The organism is Stenotrophomonas indicatrix (assembly GCF_002750975.1).
Taxonomy (GTDB): domain Bacteria; phylum Pseudomonadota; class Gammaproteobacteria; order Xanthomonadales; family Xanthomonadaceae; genus Stenotrophomonas; species Stenotrophomonas indicatrix.
The window spans coordinates 326,735-345,263 of sequence record NZ_PEJS01000001.1 but is presented as its reverse complement, the minus strand read 5'-3'; the positions used below and the strand labels follow the sequence as shown (position 1 = coordinate 345,263).

At 67.8% G+C, this 18,529-nt stretch carries 17 protein-coding genes and 1 other RNA gene; 6 read left to right on the top strand and 12 right to left on the bottom strand.

Annotation, left to right across the window (positions count from 1 at the left end):
* Nucleotides 1–22: 22 nt before the first annotated feature.
* From murG to mraZ, 9 genes are read right to left on the bottom strand one after another with little or no spacing between them, the layout of a single operon-like run.
* Complete coding sequence (murG, locus tag CR918_RS01530; protein ID WP_099841911.1) at nt 23–1,111, bottom strand: undecaprenyldiphospho-muramoylpentapeptide beta-N-acetylglucosaminyltransferase; 1,089 nt, start codon at nt 1,109–1,111, stop codon at nt 23–25.
* Nucleotides 1,108–2,427, bottom strand: a complete 1,320-nt coding sequence (ftsW, locus tag CR918_RS01525; protein WP_099782846.1) for a putative lipid II flippase FtsW — start codon at nt 2,425–2,427, stop codon at nt 1,108–1,110. Before ftsW ends, murG begins: the two co-directional genes overlap by 4 nt.
* On the bottom strand, nt 2,427–3,512 hold the full coding sequence (gene mraY, locus CR918_RS01520; protein ID WP_025876592.1) for a phospho-N-acetylmuramoyl-pentapeptide-transferase: 1,086 nt from the start codon (nt 3,510–3,512) through the stop codon (nt 2,427–2,429). The genes ftsW and mraY overlap by 1 nt, the downstream gene beginning before the upstream one ends.
* Nucleotides 3,502–4,896, bottom strand: coding sequence for a UDP-N-acetylmuramoyl-tripeptide--D-alanyl-D-alanine ligase (locus tag CR918_RS01515; RefSeq protein WP_099841910.1), 1,395 nt, complete (start codon nt 4,894–4,896; stop codon nt 3,502–3,504). The genes mraY and CR918_RS01515 overlap by 11 nt, the downstream gene beginning before the upstream one ends.
* A complete protein-coding gene (locus tag CR918_RS01510; RefSeq protein ID WP_025876596.1) occupies nt 4,893–6,401 on the bottom strand; it encodes a UDP-N-acetylmuramoyl-L-alanyl-D-glutamate--2,6-diaminopimelate ligase in 1,509 nt (502 codons plus the stop codon). The genes CR918_RS01515 and CR918_RS01510 overlap by 4 nt, the downstream gene beginning before the upstream one ends.
* Nucleotides 6,398–8,242, bottom strand: a complete 1,845-nt coding sequence (locus CR918_RS01505) for a peptidoglycan D,D-transpeptidase FtsI family protein (RefSeq protein WP_025876598.1) — start codon at nt 8,240–8,242, stop codon at nt 6,398–6,400. The genes CR918_RS01510 and CR918_RS01505 overlap by 4 nt, the downstream gene beginning before the upstream one ends.
* Nucleotides 8,239–8,502 (bottom strand): cell division protein FtsL, encoded by a 264-nt coding sequence (gene ftsL, locus CR918_RS01500; RefSeq protein ID WP_025876599.1) that lies wholly within the window; start codon nt 8,500–8,502, stop codon nt 8,239–8,241. Before ftsL ends, CR918_RS01505 begins: the two co-directional genes overlap by 4 nt.
* Nucleotides 8,499–9,467 (bottom strand): 16S rRNA (cytosine(1402)-N(4))-methyltransferase RsmH, encoded by a 969-nt coding sequence (gene rsmH / locus CR918_RS01495; protein WP_025876600.1) that lies wholly within the window; start codon nt 9,465–9,467, stop codon nt 8,499–8,501. Before rsmH ends, ftsL begins: the two co-directional genes overlap by 4 nt.
* 14 nt (nt 9,468–9,481) lie before the next feature.
* Nucleotides 9,482–9,928: a division/cell wall cluster transcriptional repressor MraZ gene (gene mraZ, locus CR918_RS01490; protein WP_025876601.1), complete on the bottom strand. Its 447-nt coding sequence runs from the start codon at nt 9,926–9,928 to the stop codon at nt 9,482–9,484.
* A gap of 324 nt (nt 9,929–10,252) precedes the next feature.
* Here mraZ and CR918_RS01485 point away from each other — a divergent pair, with 324 nt between their 5' ends.
* Together CR918_RS01485 and CR918_RS01480 are read left to right on the top strand one after the other, a co-directional pair.
* Entirely contained in the window at nt 10,253–11,041 is a 789-nt protein-coding gene (locus CR918_RS01485; protein WP_099841909.1) for an NRDE family protein, read from the top strand.
* Between the two features lie 270 nt (nt 11,042–11,311).
* A complete protein-coding gene (locus CR918_RS01480; protein WP_033830354.1) occupies nt 11,312–11,791 on the top strand; it encodes a DM13 domain-containing protein in 480 nt (159 codons plus the stop codon).
* Between the two features lie 197 nt (nt 11,792–11,988).
* Here CR918_RS01480 and rnpB read toward each other — a convergent pair.
* The 3 genes from rnpB to rsmI form a co-directional block, all read right to left on the bottom strand.
* Nucleotides 11,989–12,340: RNase P RNA component class A (rnpB, locus tag CR918_RS01475), an RNA gene on the bottom strand.
* A gap of 115 nt (nt 12,341–12,455) precedes the next feature.
* A complete protein-coding gene (locus CR918_RS01470; protein ID WP_165780883.1) occupies nt 12,456–13,244 on the bottom strand; it encodes a PDZ domain-containing protein in 789 nt (262 codons plus the stop codon).
* Nucleotides 13,245–13,346: 102 nt separating this feature from the next.
* Nucleotides 13,347–14,165 (bottom strand): 16S rRNA (cytidine(1402)-2'-O)-methyltransferase, encoded by an 819-nt coding sequence (gene rsmI / locus CR918_RS01465; protein WP_025876607.1) that lies wholly within the window; start codon nt 14,163–14,165, stop codon nt 13,347–13,349.
* Between the two features lie 81 nt (nt 14,166–14,246).
* Between rsmI and CR918_RS01460 the strand changes: the two genes are divergently transcribed.
* From CR918_RS01460 to CR918_RS01445, 4 genes are all read left to right on the top strand, one after another.
* Entirely contained in the window at nt 14,247–15,968 is a 1,722-nt protein-coding gene (locus tag CR918_RS01460; RefSeq protein ID WP_032974902.1) for a penicillin-binding protein activator, read from the top strand.
* Nucleotides 15,958–16,326, top strand: a complete 369-nt coding sequence (locus CR918_RS01455) for a YraN family protein (RefSeq protein WP_180831553.1) — start codon at nt 15,958–15,960, stop codon at nt 16,324–16,326. Before CR918_RS01460 ends, CR918_RS01455 begins: the two co-directional genes overlap by 11 nt.
* Before the next feature lie 110 nt (nt 16,327–16,436).
* Nucleotides 16,437–17,081 (top strand): metal-dependent hydrolase, encoded by a 645-nt coding sequence (locus CR918_RS01450; protein ID WP_099841907.1) that lies wholly within the window; start codon nt 16,437–16,439, stop codon nt 17,079–17,081.
* Nucleotides 17,078–18,463 carry an FAD-binding oxidoreductase gene (locus tag CR918_RS01445; RefSeq protein WP_099841906.1) on the top strand — a complete coding sequence of 462 codons (1,386 nt, stop codon included), beginning with the start codon at nt 17,078–17,080 and terminating at the stop codon, nt 18,461–18,463. Before CR918_RS01450 ends, CR918_RS01445 begins: the two co-directional genes overlap by 4 nt.
* The last annotated feature ends 66 nt before the right edge of the window (nt 18,464–18,529 follow it).

Sequence of the window (18,529 nt, the reverse complement as noted above, 5' to 3'; positions counted from 1 at the left end):
CAGGCGCTGGAGCGTGCCTTCTTCATACAGCTTCCTCGAGAATGATATCGGCGATGCGCTCGGCGGCATCGACCTTGGCCAGGGCACGCGCGGCTTGCGCCATCTGCATGCGGCGGGCGGGATTTTCGGACAGATCACGCAGCAGCGCGGCAATGCCGTCTGCCAGCGTTTCGTCCTGCTTCAGCAATACGGCTGCATCGCGCTCGACCAGGTACTCCGCATTGCGGGTCTGGTGATCGTCGACAGCAGCGGGGAATGGCACCAGCACGCTGCCGATGCCGACCGCGCAGAGTTCGGCCAGCGTGGACGCGCCGGAACGGCACACCACCAGGTCGGCCCAGGCGAAGGCTTCGGCCATGTCGGCGATGAACGGTGTGACCTCGCCCTGCACGCCGGCCTTGGCATAGGCCTCGACCGCTTCGGCATGCAGCTTCTCGCCGCTCTGGTGACGCACCATCACCGGCACCTGCGCACCCAGGCTGGCCAGTGCCTGCGGCACGCCACTGTTGAGCGCGCGGGCACCCTGGCTGCCGCCCAGCACCAGCAGGCGCAGCGGACCGCTGCGATCGGCCAGGCGCTGCTGCGGCGGCGCGACGGCGGCGATTTCGGCGCGCACCGGATTGCCCACGAACTCTTCGCGTGCAGCGAAGGTGCCCGGGAAACCGGTCAGCAGGCGGCGCGCGTAGCGCGACAGGATGCGGTTGGTCAGGCCCGGCGCGCGGTTCTGTTCGTGCACGATCAGCGGCAGGCCGTGCAGGCGCGCGGCCATGCCACCGGGGCCGGAAGCGAAGCCACCGAAGGCGACCACCGCACGCGGCTGGCGATCACGGATGATCAGGCCGGCCGCACGCAGCGCGCGCATCAGGCGCCACGGCGCGGCCAGCAGCGCCAGCTTGCCCTTGCCGCGCAGACCGGTGATGGCCAGCGTATCAATGTGGATGTCGTGCTGCGGAACCAGGCGGGTTTCCATGGCGCCATCAGCGCCCATCCAGGTGACCGGCACGCCACGCGCGCGCAGCACGCGGGCCACGGCCAGGCCCGGGAAGATGTGCCCGCCGGTACCACCGGCCAGGATCATCACCGGCCGGCTGTTGTTCTGGGCCGCGCTCATCCGAGCCTCCCGAAGGTGGGTTCGACGCGCGACTGCAGGCGGCTGGTGCCACGCACGGCGGCCGGCTCGGCCGCAGCGGGCGCGGCAGCCATCGGCACGTTCTTCGCCACCGGTGCAGCAGAAGGCTCGGCGGCGGCAGGGCCGGCAACATCGTCGGCAGCGCCCATGCGCACGGCCTGGCGACGCTCGGCGCGCTTCAGTTCATAGGACACGCGCAGCAGCAGGCCCATCGCCACGCAGGTCATCAGCACCGACGAACCACCCGACGAAATCAGCGGCAGGGTCAGGCCCTTGGTCGGCAGGATGCCCAGGTTCACGCCGATCGAAACGAAGGTCTGCATGCTGATCCACAGGCCGATGCCGAAGGCGATGTAACCGGAGAAGTGGCGCTTCATTTCCACGCAGCGCATGCCCAGCCAGAAGGTGCGACCGACCAGCAGTGCGTACAGGGCCACGATCACGCAGGTGCCCAGGAAACCGAATTCCTCGGCGGTGACCGAGAAGATGAAGTCGGTGTGCGCCTCGGGCAGGTAGTACAGCTTCTGCACCGAATTGCCCAGGCCAACGCCGGTCCACTCGCCGCGGCCCACCGCCATCAGCGCGTTGGACAGCTGGTAGCCGTCGCCCTGCTGGTCGGCCCACGGGTCGAGGAAGGAGGTGATGCGGCGCATGCGGTACGGCTCGATGATCGCCAGCGCGCTCATGCCGACCAGGCCGATCACCACCGGCATCGACATGCGCGGCATGTTCACCCCGCCCAGCACCAGCATGCCGGCGGTGATCGCCAGCAGCAGGGTGGACGAGCCGAAGTCGGGCTGCAGCAGCAGCAGCACCACCAGCGCACCGGCCACGCCCAGCGGCTTGAGCATCGCCGGCCAGGTCGCGTTGACCTCGTCGCGGAAGCGCACCAGGTAGCTGGACAGCCAGACGATGTAGAGCACCTTCACCGCTTCGACCGTCTGGAACTTGGAGATGCCCAGATTGATCCAGCGGCGGGCACCGTTGACGCTGCTGCCCAGGCCGGGCACGAACACCACCACCAGCAGCGCGAAGCAGCCCAGCAGCAGCATCTGGTTGTACTGCTCGATGGTCTTCAGCTCGGTACGCGCGGCGAAGATGGCCAACACGATGCCGACCGCCAGGAAGATCAGGTGACGGTTGAGGTAATAGAACGGGCTGCTCATCAACGCGATCGAGCTGGACGCCACCATCACCACGCCCAGCCCGGTGAGCGCGATCATCGCGCCGAGCAGCCACTTGTCGTAGCTGCCACCGATGGCCTCAAGGCGTGTTGCCTGGTGCGACAGGTCATTCATCAGCGTACCTTCAACGTGGCCAGGCCGATCAGCACCAGCACGACGGAGATGATCCAGAAGCGCACGATCACGCGCGGCTCCGGCCAGCCCTTCAGTTCGAAGTGGTGGTGGATCGGCGCCATGCGGAACACGCGCTTGCCGGTCAGCTTGAACGAGGCGACCTGGATCATCACCGACAGCGTTTCGATGACGAACACGCCGCCCATGATCACCAGCACCAGTTCCTGGCGGGTGATCACCGCGATGGTGCCCAGCACCGCGCCCAGCGACAGCGCGCCGATATCGCCCATGAACACCATGGCCGGATAGGTGTTGAACCACAGGAAGCCCAGCCCCGCGCCAGCGATCGCCGCACAGATGATGACCAGCTCACCGGCGCCCGGAATCTGCGGGATCTGCAGGTAGTTGGCGAACACCGCGTTGCCCGACGCATAGGCGAACACGCCCAGCGCGCAGGCCACCAGCACCGTCGGCATGATCGCCAGCCCGTCCAGGCCGTCGGTCAGGTTGACCGCGTTGGAGAAGCCGACAATCCAGAAATAGGCGATGGCCACGAAGCCGATGCCGGCCAGCGGCAGCGCCACCGACTTGAACATCGGGATGTAGAAGGTCAGCGCCGCCGGTACGTCGGCGGTCTGGAACAGGAAGATGCCCGCAGCCAGGCCGAAGATCGACTGCAGCAGGTACTTCCAGCGCGACTTCAGGCCGTTCGGGTCGCGACGGACGATCTTGATCCAGTCGTCGTACCAGCCGATGGCGCCGAAGCACAGCATCACCGCCAGCACCAGCCACACGTAGCGGTTGCGCAGGTCGGCCCACATCAGCACCGACAGGGTGACGGTGAGCAGGATCAGCGAACCACCCATGGTCGGCGTGCCGGCCTTGGAGAAATGGGTCTGCGGACCATCGGTCCGGATCGGCTGGCCGCCCTTGAACTGGGCAAGCTTGCGGATCATCGCCGGGCCGAGCCACAGCGACAGGAACAGCGCCGTCAACGCGGCAAGGATGGCGCGGAACGTCTGGTAGTTGAACAGCCCGAACAGGCTCTCCAACTGCTGCAACCATCGAGCCAGTTCATACAACATGCGGGGATTCCTCTCCTTGCGCCAGCAGCGCTTTGACAATCGTGTCCATGGCGCTGCCACGGGAACCCTTGACCAGGCAGCGCACGCCGGCGTGCAGCGCTTCCTTCAGCGCCTGCGACAGCGCGTCATGGGTGGTGAAATGTTGTCCGCCCTCGCCAAACGCAGCGGCGGCAGCGGCGCTGAGCGGGCCCAGCGCATACAGGCGCTTGAGGCCGGCGGCACGCGCGCGGATGCCCGCCTGTGCATGCAGCGCCTCGGCGTCGGCGCCCAGCTCGCGCATGTCACCCAGCACCAGCCAGCCCTCTTCCGGGGCGGCGGCCAGTGCGTCGATGGCGGCGGCCAGCGAACCAGGGTTGGCGTTGTAGCTGTCGTCCACCAGCACCGCGCCGTTGTGCAGCTGATGGGCGATCTGGCGGCCCGGCACCGGCTGCGCTTCCGCCAGGCCGGTGGCCACCAGTGACAGCTCGATGCCGGCGGCAAGCGCCAGGCTGGCGGCGGCCAGCGCATTGCTGATGTTGTGGCGGCCCGGCAGGCCCAGCACCACGCCCGTCTCGCCCATCGGCGTGACCAGGGTGAAGCGGCTGCCCTGCGCACCGGCGCGGATGTCGCGCGCGGTGACGTCGGCGGTGTGTTCCAGGCCATAGCGCAGCACCCGGCAACGTGCCGGGGTACCGATGAAATGCTGTTCGAACCAGCGCCCGTAGGCATCGTCGGCGTTGATCACGGCCACGCCATCGGCCGGCAGTGCGGCGTAGATCGCGCCCTTGGTCACCGCCACGCCGAGCAGGCTGCCCATCCGCTCCAGGTGGGCCGGGGCGATGTTGTTGACGAGGGCATAGCGCGGGCGCGCGATGTCGGTCAGGTAGGCGATGTCGCCCGGCTTGCCGGCGCCCATCTCGTAGACGGCGTAGTCGGCATCTTCCGGTGCGTCGATCACCGCCAGCGGCAGGCCGATCTCGTTGTTGCGGTTGCCCGGGTTGGCGTAGACCACCTTGTGCGCGTGCTGGGCCACCTGCTGCAGGATCACCAGCAGCAGGCTCTTGACGCTGGTCTTGCCGTTGCTGCCGGTGATGGCGAACAGTTCGGTCGCGCGGTCACGCTGCATGCCGGCGGCGATCTTCGCCAGCGCGCGCTCGCTGTCGGCCACCAGCACCTGCGGCAGGTCCAGCGGCAGCAGGCGCTCGACCAGCAACGCGCTGGCGCCACGTGCCTGTGCGTCGGCAGCAAAATCGTGGCCGTCGAAGCGTTCGCCACGCAGCGCCACGTACAGGCTGCCCGGGCCAAGGCTGCGGGTATCGTTGCTGACCGCGTCGATGGCCACGTCGTCGCCGTGGATCTCGCCACCGGCCCAGTGCGCGATCAGCGAAAGCAGGGTGCGCTTCATGCGGCGCCCTCCCCTGCCTGAGCGGCCAACACACCGGCCTTCGCAGCCAGCGCGGCGGCCGACACTTCGGTGTCGTCGAAGTCATGGCGCACGCCATTCACTTCCTGATAGGGCTCGTGGCCCTTGCCGGCGATCAGGATGATGTCGCCGGCACCGGCGCGCTTCACCGCCAGGCCGATCGCACGCGCGCGGTTGCGCTGCACGGTCACGGCCGAGGCATCGGTAAAGCCAGCCAGGATGTCGGCCACGATCACGTCGCCGTCTTCGCCACGCGGGTTGTCGTCGGTGACGATGACCTGGTTGGCCAGGCGCTCGGCAATGGCAGCCATCTGCGGGCGCTTGCCGGTATCGCGCTCGCCACCGCAGCCGAACACGCAGAACAGCGTGCCCTGCAGGTGGCCGTGCAGGCTGTCCAACGCCTGTTCCAGCGCGTCGGGCGTATGTGCGTAATCAACCACCACGGTCGGCAGACCGTCTTCACCGCCCAGGCGGTTCATGCGGCCACGGATCGGCTGCAGTGCCGACAGCACCTCGGCGATGCGCGGCAGCGGATGCCCCAGCGCATGCAGGCTGCCGGCCACGGCCAACAGGTTGTCCACGTTGAAGCGGCCCAGCAGCGGCGACTGCACCGCAGCGCGCTGGCCGTCGATGACCAGTTCGAAACCGATGCCGCGGCCATCCAGCTGCAGCGCTTCGGCGCGCACGCTGGCACCGTCGGCACCACGCGAGCTCAGGCCGATGGCCTGCACGCCCGCCGGCAGGCCGGCGAACAGCTGGCGACCGAACGCATCGTCAAGATTGATGACCGCCGCCTTCAGGCCCGGGCGATGGAACAGCCGCGCCTTGGCCGCGCCGTAGCTGGCCATGTCGCCGTGGTAGTCAAGGTGATCGCGGGTGAGATTGGTGAACACCGCCACGTCGTAGTGCACCGCATCCACGCGGCCCTGGTCCAGCGCATGCGAGCTGACTTCCATCGCCACCGCGCGCGCGCCATCGTCGCGCAGCTGCGCCAGCAGTGCATGCATCTGCAGCACCAGCGGGGTGGTGAAACCGGTCGGCTCGACCGCACCATAAAGTCCGGCGCCCAACGTGCCGATACTGCCACTGGGCGTACCGAGCAGGTGCCAGGCCTGGGCCAGCAGCTGCACGGTGGAGGTCTTGCCGTTGGTGCCGGTCACGCCAACCATGGTCATCGCCCGCGAAGGCGCGCCATGGAACTGGTCGGCCATTGCCCCCAGACGCGCGCGCAGGTCCGGCACGGCGATGGCATCGGCCGGTGCAGGCAGCTCGGCAGGCGCGGGCGCTTCGAACAGGATCGCGCCGGCACCGGCAGCACGCGCCTGCTCGACAAATCCCAGGCCATGCGCGCCGAAGCCGGCAATGGCAACGAAGGCATTGCCGGGGCGCACGGCACGGCTGTCCAGCACCAGGCCGGTCAGAACGGGATCATGGCCCGCCAGGGCCACGTCCGGAAGCAACTGCGAAAGCAACATCGAAGGACTCATTGCGTGCCTCCCGTGGCGGGCGGCACATGGGGGTGCGCGCTGGGCAGCGCGGCATCGAATTCAGCGGCGGCATCCACCGGCAGTGCGGCTTCGGCCGGCGGCACCGGCAGCACCGAGGCCGAATGCCCGATCTTTCCGGACTGCTGGGCAGCCAGCCACGACTGCAGGTCATCCAGCGGCACGTCCATCAGGCGCAGGGTGCCTTCCATCACGTTGTGATAGACCGGCGCCGACACCAGGCCGCCGTAGAACTTGCCGCCCTGCGGATCGTTGATGACGATGACGGTGGCAAAACGCGGATTGGTGGCCGGCACCACGCCGGCGAACAGCGCGTTGTAGTGGCCGCGCTCGTAGCCACCGGGGCCGGTCTTGCGCGCGGTACCGGTCTTGCCGGCCACGCGGTAGCCCAGCACCGCCGCCTGCTTGGCACCGCCCTGGGTGACCACCGTTTCCATCATCGCCACCACCTGCTTGGCGACGTTCTCGTCGATGATCTGCTGGCCTTCGTTGCGCTGGCCCTTGACGAAGGTCGGCGCGATCAGCTTGCCGCCGTTGGCCAGCGCCGAGTACGCGGTGGCGATCTGCAGCGGCGTGACATTCAGGCCATAGCCGTAGGACATGGTCGTCTTGGTCGCGCCGTCCCAGTTGGCGGGGCGCCGCACGACACCGCCGGACTCGCCGGGGAAGCCACTGTGCGGCACCGAGCCGTAGCCGAAACGGCGCACGCCGTCGTAGAACACCTGGTCGGGCATCTTCGCGGCGATCTTGGCCGCGCCGATGTTGGAGCTGCGGGTGATCACACCGGTGACGTTCAGCACGCCGTTGTTGCGCGGCACATCGCGGATGGTGAAACGGGCAACCTGCATGTAGCCCGGGTTGGTATCGATGATGGTGTCCTTGGTCACCACCCCGGACTGCAGCGCGGTGGCGATGGTCAGCGGCTTCATCGTCGAACCCGGCTCGACCAGATCGGTCACCGCGCGGTTGCGGCGCGTGTCCGGCACCGCGCCGTTGAGCGAGTTCGGGTTGTAGGTCGGCAGGTTGACCATGGCCAGGATCTCGCCGGTGGTCACGTCCATGATCACCATCGAGCCGCCGGCCGCCTTGTTGGCCACCAGCGCGTTGCGCAGTTCCTTGAAGGCCAGGTACTGGATGCGGCGGTCGATGCTGAGGGTCAGGTCCTTGCCCGGCTCGGCCGCACGCAGCAGATCGCTTTCGACCGTCTCGCCCTTGCGGTTGCGGATCACCCGCTTGCCGCCGGGCTTGCCACGCAGCCATTCGTCGAAGGCCAGCTCCAGGCCTTCCTGGCCGCGGTCGTCGATGTTGGTGAAGCCCAGCACGTGTGCCATCGCTTCACCCTGCGGGTAGAAGCGACGGAACTCGCGCTGCGCGGCCACGCCCGGAATCTTCAGCGCGACCACGCGCTCTGCCTCGTCCGGATTGATCCGGCGACGCAGGTACATGAATTCCTTGTCCGACTTCTGCGACAGGCGGCTGCTCAGCTCGTCCACCGACATGCCCACCGCCTGTGCCAGCTCGGGGATGCGCTCGGGCGAACGCAGCAGGTCCTGCGGGTTCACCCAGATCGAGGCGACCGGCGTGGACACCGCCAACGGCTCGCCGTTGCGGTCGGTGATCATGCCGCGCGAAGTCTTGATCGGCAGTTCGCGCAGGTAACGCGCTTCGCCCTGGCGCTGGTAGAAGTCGCTGTTGATGATCTGCACGTAGGCGGCACGACCCACCAGCGATACCGAGCACAGGCCGAGCGCCAGGGCCACCCAGCGCAGGCGCTGGCGCAGGTTGAAGGCGTTGCGGGGACGGTTGCGGCCGGTCTTGCTCATGGGCGCACCACCACCACGTCGGCGGCTTCGGGGAACTTCATGCCGAGCTTTTCGCGGGCGATGCTGTCCACGCGGTTGGCTTCGGCCAGGGTCGCCTGCTCCAGCTGCAGGCGGCCGAATTCGATGTTCAGGTCATCGCGTGCACGCTCGGCGCGCGACAGCTCGATGAACGTCTGCCGGTGACGGTGACGCACGAACACGACGCCGATCGCCGAGGCCACGGTGCAGGCCAACAGGATGATCAGCAGCAGCCGGCTCATGCATCGGCCTCCCGCTTCTGGGCCACACGCAGCACGGCGCTGCGGGCGCGCGGGTTCATCGCCAGCTCTTCGTCGGTGGCCTTGATGGCACCGCCGATCAGGTCCAGGGTCGGCACGAAGGCCTGCGCCTCGGGCAGCCGGCGGTTGGCCGGCGGTGCCTTGGCCAGGCGGTTCATGTACTGCTTGACGATGCGGTCTTCCAGCGAGTGGAAGCTGATCACCGCCAGCCGGCCACCGGGCTTCAGGCGCTCCACCGCCGCGTCCAGGCCGGCTTCGAGGTCGGCCAGTTCGCGGTTGATGTGGATGCGGATGGCCTGGAAGCTGCGCGTGGCCGGATGGATCTTGTCCTTGCCGCGCGGCATCACCGAGGCGATCAGTTCGGCCAGCTCGGCGGTACGGGTGAACGGCTGCTTTTCGCGGCGGGCCACGATGGCGCGGGCGATGCGCCGGCTCTGCCGCTCTTCGCCGTAGGTCCACAGCACGTCGGCGATCTCGCGATCTTCAACGCGGTTTATCCACTGCGCAGCGCTTTCGCCACTGTCCGGGTCCATGCGCATGTCCAGCGGGCCGTCCTTGCCGAAGCTGAAGCCACGCTCGGCCACATCCAGCTGCGGCGAGGACACACCAAGGTCGAACAGCACGCCATCCAGGCCTTCGGCGGTCTCGTTCCACTGCAGCAGCTGGGCGAAGCTGCCACGGAAGATCGACACGCGCGGGTCCGGCGCGAAATCGCGCTCGGCAACGGCAATGGCTTCCGGATCCTTGTCCATGACCAGCAGGCGTCCCTCGGGACCGAGCTGGGTGAGCACGCCACGTGCATGACCGCCACGACCGAACGTGCCATCCAGATAACGTCCGTTTTCGATCACCCTCAGGCCTTCCAGGACCTGGGTGTACAGGACCGGCAGATGCACCGCCGGCGACTGCGACACCGGAAGGTGACCGGTCTGCGCTTCTGGGCGCATCCGGGCACCCCGGCTCACAACTTCAGGTCGAGCAACCCATCACCCAGATCCTCATCAGACAACGTCTGCTGGATCAGGGCCCGATGCGCCTGCTCGCTCCACAATTCGAATTTGTCGCCCATACCGAGCAATACCGCCTTCTTCTCAATGCCCACCGCACCGCGGTGGCTGGCGGGAATGCTGATGCGACCGTTGCCGTCCAGCTCCAGGTGGGCGGCTGAACCGACCAGCTTCTGCTGCAGCAGACGTACGACGCGCTGTGTGTTGGGTTTGGACATGACGTCGTCGCGTACCCGCTCCCATTCCGACTCGGCGTACAGCCACAGGCAGCCGGATTCGAAGGGGTTGTAGGTCAACACGAGACGGTTGTTGCTGACGCGCGCAACCAGGTCGCGGTGAGCGGTGGGAACCGCCATGCGTCCTTTGTCGTCAACTGTGATGGCCGTCTCGCCCTGGAACACGACGCCTGCACCTTATCCTTCGCCCGGTGAAACATTGAACCACGAAAATCCACAAAACACCCGGATTTCCCTCTGATGCCCACCTTAGCAGCGGCCCAAGGGTTGTCAACAACTTTTCAGCAGGGAAATCGCCAGCCGCATCAATGGTTTGCGCCGATGTTTAGAGAGTTGTTCAAGGTTTATCCACAAGTTGCTGATCCGTCTCAATTTTTGAGATTGAACGGAAGTTCAGGGGTGTGGAGGGCACGTGAAACATGGGCTGCGCATTCATCCGGAACGGGCCGAAAGCGACGTCGGACTGCGCAAACCGGGCACAATGGCGCCATGTGCCTGCTTGCTATTGGCTGGCTGCACCACCCGCGCTGGCGGCTGGTGATGGCCGGCAACCGTGATGAGTTCCACGCCCGACCGACCGCAGCCCTGGCCCCTTGGCAGGATGAGACCTCGGTCATCGGCGGACGCGACCTGCGCTCGGGCGGCGGCTGGGCCGGGGTGGGTGCCGGCGGCCGGATGGCGGTGGTGACCAACGTCCGCGATCCGCAGGCTTCCCAGACCGGGCCATCGCGTGGCGCCCTGGTGGCCGACTACCTGCGTGGCCGCGATCCGGCGGCCATACATATAGAACGTCTGGCCGGGATCTCCACTGCCTATGCCCCGTTCAACCTGCTGCTGGCCGATGGCCACAGCCTGGAGTATCTGGGCAACCACCCGGCCGAACGGCAGACGCTTGGCTCGGGCGTGCACGGCATGTCCAACGGCGCGCTTGATGCGCCCTGGCCGAAGACCCGGCGGCTGATGGATGCGCTGTCGGCGTGGCTGGAACAAGACGGGGTCAGATCCCTTTCCCAACGGGAAAGGGATCTGACCCCGGACCTGACCCCGCTGTGGGATGCCCTGGCCGATGAACATCGCCCGGTCGACAGCGACCTGCCCGATACCGGCATCGGCCTGGAACGCGAACGCTGGCTCAGCCCCGCCTTCATCCGTGGTGACGATTACGGCACCCGCGCCAGTACCGTGCTGCTGATTGATGGCAACGGCCACGGCGAAATCCATGAGCGCCGCTTTGGTCCGCAGGGCGTACCCAGCGGACAGGGTCACGTCATTTTCTGACTGGAACGGTAGTGCCGGCCGCTGGCCGGCACTCTGGCGCCCGGCGTGTCGTGTTTTCCATCAAATGGGCCGTCGACGGGACAGGTCAAATGCGTCATTCAGCTTCCGGGCGTGACCAATACCCGCTTCTGCCACAAGGGCTTCAGCGTCACAGGCACTCCGCTGTGCCCTTTTCGCCTTCGGCACTGTGTCTATAAATGTCGCCCTCAGCCTCCCAAGGTAGCCCTGCCCGGCGCCATGCCGCGCGATCCACACCCATAAGGAGGCCCCATGCGCCGCATCCTCATCCTGCTCGCCACCCACCTGCTCACCCTCGGCCTTGGCTTCGGCCTGGGCGTGTATTTGCTGCCCATCCTGATCGCTCCCGATGATCCGCCGGTCGCGCAGGTGCAGGCGGCGATGGCCGACGCCACTTACCACACCACCTTCCGTCGCGACCTCAAAGGCAGTGACGCGGTGCATTGGGCCGAAGGCAAGGTCAGCGTCAGCGCGCGCCAGGTCGCCTTCAACGGCAAGATGGGCCCGGGTCCTGACTACAAGGTCTACCTGGTCCAGGACTTCGTCGACAACAAAGCGGACTTTCTGAAGATCAAGGACAAGGCCCAGCGCGTCGGTGAGGTCAAGACCTTCAACCGCTTCCTGGTGGACGTGCCGGCCAATGTGGACGTGGACCAGTTCACCACCGTGGTGGTGTGGTGCGAGCGCTTCTCGCAGTTCATTTCCGCCGGGCAGTACCGCACGCCGGGTTGAGCCCGGTCATCGTCCCGGTAGTGCCGGCCGCTGGCCGGCAACTTCTGGATCTTCGGGCAGGTCCCGCGGTTGCCGGCCAGCGGCCGGCACTACCAGGTCCACACACCATGCGTGCATGGCGATAGGTAAATCCACGCCATGCGTGCATGGACGTGGTAGATCCACGCCATGCGTGGATGGACGTGGATGGAATGAAGGGGCGGAGCCGGCCGATAAGCCGGGTTCTGTCGTGGACAGTCATTCCTCTAGGCGTTACGTCGCCGCAACGCTCAAGCAACCTACCCGGATCCAACGCGGGCCGCGCCAATGGATCCCTATTTGGTCTTGCTCCAGGTGGGGTTTGCCGTACCGGTCTGTTGCCAGACTCGCGGTGCGCTCTTACCGCACCATTTCACCCTTACCGGCCTTCCGAAGAAGACGTAGGCGGTATCTTTCTGTTGCACTTTCCGTCGGCTTGCGCCGCCCAGGCGTTACCTGGCACCTTGCCCTATGGAGCCCGGACTTTCCTCGGCACCCCCGAAGGGATGACGCGACTGTCTGGCCGACTCCGCCGCGCGCATTCTAGCGTACGCGGGCCCGCCCTGCCGGTTTGATTGCGGCGTGCGGTTCATCCGCCCCCGCAGCAGAGCCACGCCACGCGTGGCTGCACACCGCACCTGCAGGCTCAACGGGCCAGCAGCGCTGCCCGCGATTGGAGCACCAGCGCGATATCCAGCTCCTGCGACGAGGCCCCGGTTGCCAGATCCAGCACCGTGCGGCGCACCTTCAGCTGGATGCGATCACCGGGCGCGTACGCGCGAAGGACCTGTTCGATGCCGTAGGTCGTCGCCACGGCGGTTCCCTGCACCGACAGCACCTCGTCATTTGCCTTCAGGCCGGCCCGCTCGGCGTTGCTGCCGTTGAGCACGTGATTGACCAGCGTCCCTCCCGCCATCCCCAACCCCAGCACGGGCCGCAACGCGTCGGCGCGATCATCGACGGCACCGTTGGCCGAGCGCGACATCTCGGTGTGGGCGAGCAGGCGCCCCTCCATACGTTCATCGAAATGCGGGGCCTGCATGGCAAACGCGCCACATTCCAGCACGCCACGCAGCGGCGGCTGCTTGTAGCTGCCGTGCAGCGCCTCGCGCAGCCGCGTCCACTGGCGCGCACTTACATACCGGTGCTGGCTGGCCGCCATCTGCTGGTAGGCCTGCTCGATCGCTTCGCGCGCAGCGGGGTCCACCTGCGGGCAGCCCTCGGCCAGGTCCACGGCCTCCCGTGCGGCGGTGTAGATGACGATCGCGTGGTTGCCTTCCACATACGGGCCCTGCCGCAACTGCACCAGGCCAGGATCGAACAACTCATAGCCGGTGAAGCCACGCCCCAGATCCGATGGATCGATCTCCTCGCCCGCCCACGCGTGGGCGGAAAGGGCCAGGGCCAACACCAGTGAAAGTCCTTTTGCCGACATCGTCCTCATCCTTGTCCAGGGCCACTTCATCCACGCATGGCGTGGATCTACTGCATTCCGGGCTGCTTTCATCCACGCATGGCGTGGATCTCCTTCACCCACTCAACTGCCGTACAACGCCTTGCGCGGTGCGCCGGTCAACTCGGCCGCCAGCTTGGCTGCGGTCGACGGTGGCAGGTGCTCGCTCAGCTTGGCGTAGACGTGCCGGCCATGTGCCAGCTGCGCCTCGGCATCGTCGCCAGCGCCCTGCACCATCACCACGAACTCGCCCTTGCGCTGGTTGTCATCGGCTTCCACCTGCGCCAGCAACCCGGCCAGGTCGCCATCCAGCACGGTCTCGAACAGCTTGGTCAGCTCGCGCGCAAGCACGGCCGGGCGCTCGCCGCCAAAGATCGCCGCCATGTCGGCCAACGACTCGGTGATGCGGTGCGAGGATTCGTAGAACACCATCGTGCGCACTTCGCCGGCCAGCCCCTGCAGGCGATCGCGGCGGCCGCTGGCCTTGGCCGGCAGGAATCCCTCGAAACTGAAGCGGTCGCTGGGCAGGCCGGCCACGCTCAGCGCAGCGATGGCCGCGCAGGCGCCGGGAATCGGGCTGACCTTGATGCCGGCAGCACGCGCGGCACGCACCAGCCGGAAGCCCGGATCGCTGACCAGCGGGGTGCCTGCATCGCTGACCAGCGCCAGCGACTCGCCCGCCTGCAGCCGCGCCACCAGGCGCTGGGCCAGGGCCTCTTCGTTGTGTTCGTGCAGGGCCACCAGCGGCTGCTGGATGCCGAAATGGGACAGCAGCTGGCCACTGCGGCGGGTGTCCTCGGCGCAGATGGCCGCCACCGAACGCAATACCTCCTGCGCGCGCGGGCTCAGATCGGCCAGGTTGCCGATCGGCGTGGCGACGACATACAGGGTTGGGACACTCATTTCAGCGGTACTCACGGGGCAAGGGTAGAATCCTAGCGTGTACCTGGCCAAGGCCGCTGCCCTCATCGCATGGACCCGATCATGAACAAGCCCGCCGCACGCATCTCTGCCCTGTCGCTGTCGTTGATGCTGCTGGCCGGTTGTGCCACCACCAGCCTCGTCAGCACGCCCGAATCGCCGGCCCAGAGCCAGGCGCTGGCGCTGATTGAACAAGGCAAGCCGCGCGACGCCGCCCTGCAACTGGAAGCGCTGGCCGCGACCCTGCGTGGCGGTGCCCGCAGCAACGCATTGGCCGATGCGGCCTGGGCCTGGCACCTGGCCGGCGACAGCGCGCGCGCGCGCAGCCTGCTGGGCCAGGTGACCGCCCGCCAGCTGACCGGCGCCAGCCTGCAGCGTTACCAGCTGGCCAGCGCCGAGCTGGCGCTGGCCGACAAGCAGCCGGCGCAGGCACTGGCCCTGCTGAAGGATCATGCCGACAACGTGCACCCGAGCCTGCGCACGCGCTGGTCACTGGCCCGCGCCAGTGCCCTGCAGGCCACCGGCGATGCCTTTGGCGCCGCCACCGAACGCGCCCGTGCGCATGCAGGCCTGACCGGCACCGCGCGCAGCGAGAACCAGGCCGCCATCTCCGGCCTGCTCGGCACCCTCGACGATGCCACCCTGCGCAGCCGCGCCGCCGCCTTGCCGGCCAATGACCCGCTGTACAACTTTGCAGGCCGTGCGCTGATCGCCCGTGGCCTGCCGCTGCCGCGCCCGTTCGATCGCGATGGCGCCGCCCAGTTCGACACCAGCAAGCGCCCGCCAGCGATGAGCGATGGCTACCGCCCGCCGGCCAAGCTGGCCGTGCTGCTGCCGCTCAGTGGTCGCCTGGCCACCGCCGCACAACCGGTGCGCGATGGCCTGCTCAGCGCCTACTACGGTGAAACCCGCCGTCGTCCGGAGGTCAATTTCTTCGACACCGCCGGTACCCCGGCCGGTGCGCTGGCCGCGTATGACAAGGCCGTCGCTTCCGGTGCCGACTTCGTGGTCGGCCCGCTCGGCCGCGACGAGGTGGACGCCGTGTACGGCCGCCAGCAGCTGCCGGTGCCGGTGCTCGGCCTGAACCGCGGCAAGGATGCACCGCCCGCCGGCAGCGCCGGTTTCTCGCTGGCACCGGAGGACGACGGCATCGTCGCCGCCGAATACATGCGTGGCCGCGAGCGCAGCAAGGCGCTGGTGATCAACAGCAGCGACGACACCGGCCGTCGCGCCGCAGCCGCCTTCGCCCAGCGCTTTGCCCAGCGCGGCGGCAGCGTCGCCGCCACCATCGCCATCAGCGAAACCGTGGGGGATGTCAGCGCGCAGGTGCGCAACGCCGGCGCGGTCGATGCCGTGTTCCTGGCCGTACGTGCACCGCAGGCCCGCCTGCTGGCCCCGCAGCTGGCGCTGGCCGGTGCCGGTGGTGCCACCCGCGTGGGTACCTCGCAGCTGACCACCGGCAGTGGCAAGGTCGAAGAAGACGTGGCGCTGGACGGCATCATCTATCCGAACGAAGCCTGGAACGTGCGCAGCGTGTCCGGCGTGCCGTCCGCTGCCCAGGTCGCGCAGACCCTGCCCAGCGCGCGCGGCGCCGCCAGCCGCCTGTTCGCCTTCGGCGCCGATGCGTGGAAGATCAGCGCCTACCTGGACAAGCTGGCCACCGAAGGCGGCCTGGACGGCGCCACCGGCACGCTGTACCTGGACAGCAACGGCAACATCCTGCGCCAGCCGGCATGGTCGACCTTCAGCGGTGGCCGGCCGATGCCGATCGCCGGTGGTCGCTGAGCACCTGCAACGTGGCTCGGCGGTGGAAACCGCCGCCGAGCAGCATCTGCAGCAGGCCGGGTTGCAGCCGCGTGCGCGCAACGTGCGTTATCGCGGTGGTGAACTGGACCTGGTGATGGATGACGCCGGCACCGTGGTGTTCGTGGAAGTGCGCTACCGCGCGCGACAGGACTTCGGTGGCGGCGCGGCCTCGGTCGATCCGCGCAAATGCCGGCGCCTGATCCACGCGGCACAGCTGTACCTGCAGGAACACCCCGCCGTGGCCAACGCGCCCTGCCGCTTCGACGTGGTTGAAGCCACGGGCGAACCACCGCAGCTGCACTGGCTGCGCGATGCGTTCCGGTTGGATGATTGCTGATGGCTACCGTCCGCTCTGGTAGAGGCCGACCTTGGTCGGCGCTCCTGTGCCAACCAAGGTTGGCACCTACCAGAGCGCAGCCTGGCCGGCACTACCACGGTGCGTGACTGATGCCTTCGATCATCACCCACGCGGCGGTACCACTGGCGTTGTGGTGCGCTGCTGATCGCGGCCGCATTCCGCCGCGCCTGCTGGGCGCCGGCGTGATCGCGGCGATGCTGCCCGACGCCGATGTACTCGCGTTTGCCCTGCACATTCCCTACGCCGATGCGTTCGGCCATCGCGGGGCCAGCCACTCGTTGCTGTTCGCCCTGGTGCTCGCAGTGTTGGCGGCGGTGCTGGCGTTCTTTGGTAGCCGCCGACCTGGGTCGGCGCCGCTCAGCTCCGGTAGTCGCCAACCTTGGTTGGCGGTGCTGTGCCAACCAAGGTTGGCACCTACCACGGCAAAGCCAAGGTTGGCATCTACCGTACAAGCGGCGGCGTTCGTGTTCGTCTGCGCCGCCAGCCATCCATTGCTGGATGCGTTGACCTCCGGCGGCCTTGGCGTTGCGCTGGCCTGGCCCTGGAGCGAACACCGCTTCTTCGCACCCTGGCGGCCGATCCGCGTGTCGCCGTTCGCGCCGCAGTTCTTCAGCGCGCGCGGCCTGACCACCCTGCTGTCGGAACTGCGCTGGGTGTGGCTGCCGCTGGCCGGCGCTGTCATCGCCTGGAAACTGATTCACCCCGCCCCCGCTGCCCCACGAGATCTGTCATGAGTACTGCCCTGCCCTCCGCATTGGTTGCCGAACTGACCGCCCTGCTGGGCAGCGACGGCTGGCGCATGGATGACGGCGCACTGGAGGCGAACGCGCAGGACAACTCGTGGCGCCACCAGCGCCCGGCTGCGGTGGCATTGCCGGCCGACATCGAACAGGTGCAGGCGCTGGTGCGTGCCTGCCGCGCGCATGGCGTGGCCCTGGTCGCGCGCGGTGCGGGCACCGGCACCACCGGCGCTGCGGTGCCGTTGCCCGGCAGCATCGTGCTGTCGTTCACCCGCATGGACCGCATCCTCCAGATCCGCGCCGGCGACCGCTGTGCGGTGGTACAACCGGGCGTGCTCAACGGAACGCTGCAGCAGGCACTGGCACCGCACGGCCTGTTCTGGGCACCGGACCCGTCCAGCGCCGAGATCTGCAGCATCGGCGGCAACCTCGCCTGCAATGCCGGTGGTCCGCGCGCGGTGAAGTACGGCACCAGCCGCGACAACGTGCTGGGCCTGGTAGCAGTGACAGGTACCGGCGAGGTGATCCGCTGCGGCGGTGCCTACACCAAAGACGCCACTGGCTATGACCTCACCCACCTGCTGGTGGGCAGCGAAGGCACGCTGGCGCTGATCGTGGAAGCCACGCTGAAGCTGACCCCGCTGCCGGTCAGCCAGGCCGGGCTGCGTGTGCTGTACCGCGATGCCGACGCGGCCGCCTCTGCCGTCTCGCGGCTGATGTCGCAGCCGGTCGTTCCCACGCGCTTGGAATTCATGGACGCACGCAGCCTGGAGCTGCTGCGCCTCAACGGTGCCGACGTACCCGACGCTGGCGCGATGCTGCTGGTGGAAGCCGACGGCGACCACGACACCTTGCCCTACCTGCTGCAGGCATTGGCGACCGCCGCCGAAGGTGACGGCATGATCGCACTGGACGTGGCAATGGAAGGCCGCGCGCGTGACCAGCTGTGGGCCGCACGCAAGGCCTTGTCACCCGCGCTGCGCAGCGTCGCCCCGGGCAAGATCAACGAAGACGTAGTGGTACCGGTATCGCGCATCCCCGATCTGGTGGCTGGCGTGCAGGTACTGGCCCACGACTATTCGCTGACCATCGTCACCTTCGGCCATGCCGGCAACGGCAACCTGCACGTCAACATCCTCTACCACCCCGATGATGCCGACGAGAACGCGCGCGCGCATGCCGCGCTGCCGAAGATCTTCGAACTGACGCTGGCGCTGGGTGGCACGCTGTCGGGCGAACACGGCATCGGCCTGGCCAAGCGTGATTTCATGGCGAAGGCGTTCACCGCGGAAACGCTGGCGGCGATGCGCGCGATCAAGGTCGCGCTGGACCCGGATGGCATCCTCAACCCGGGCAAGGTGCTGCCGCCGGCATAGGCCGCGGAAGGCGGTAGAGCCGAGCCATGCGCGGCTCGCAACGCGACGCGCGGGCTTGCGCGAGCG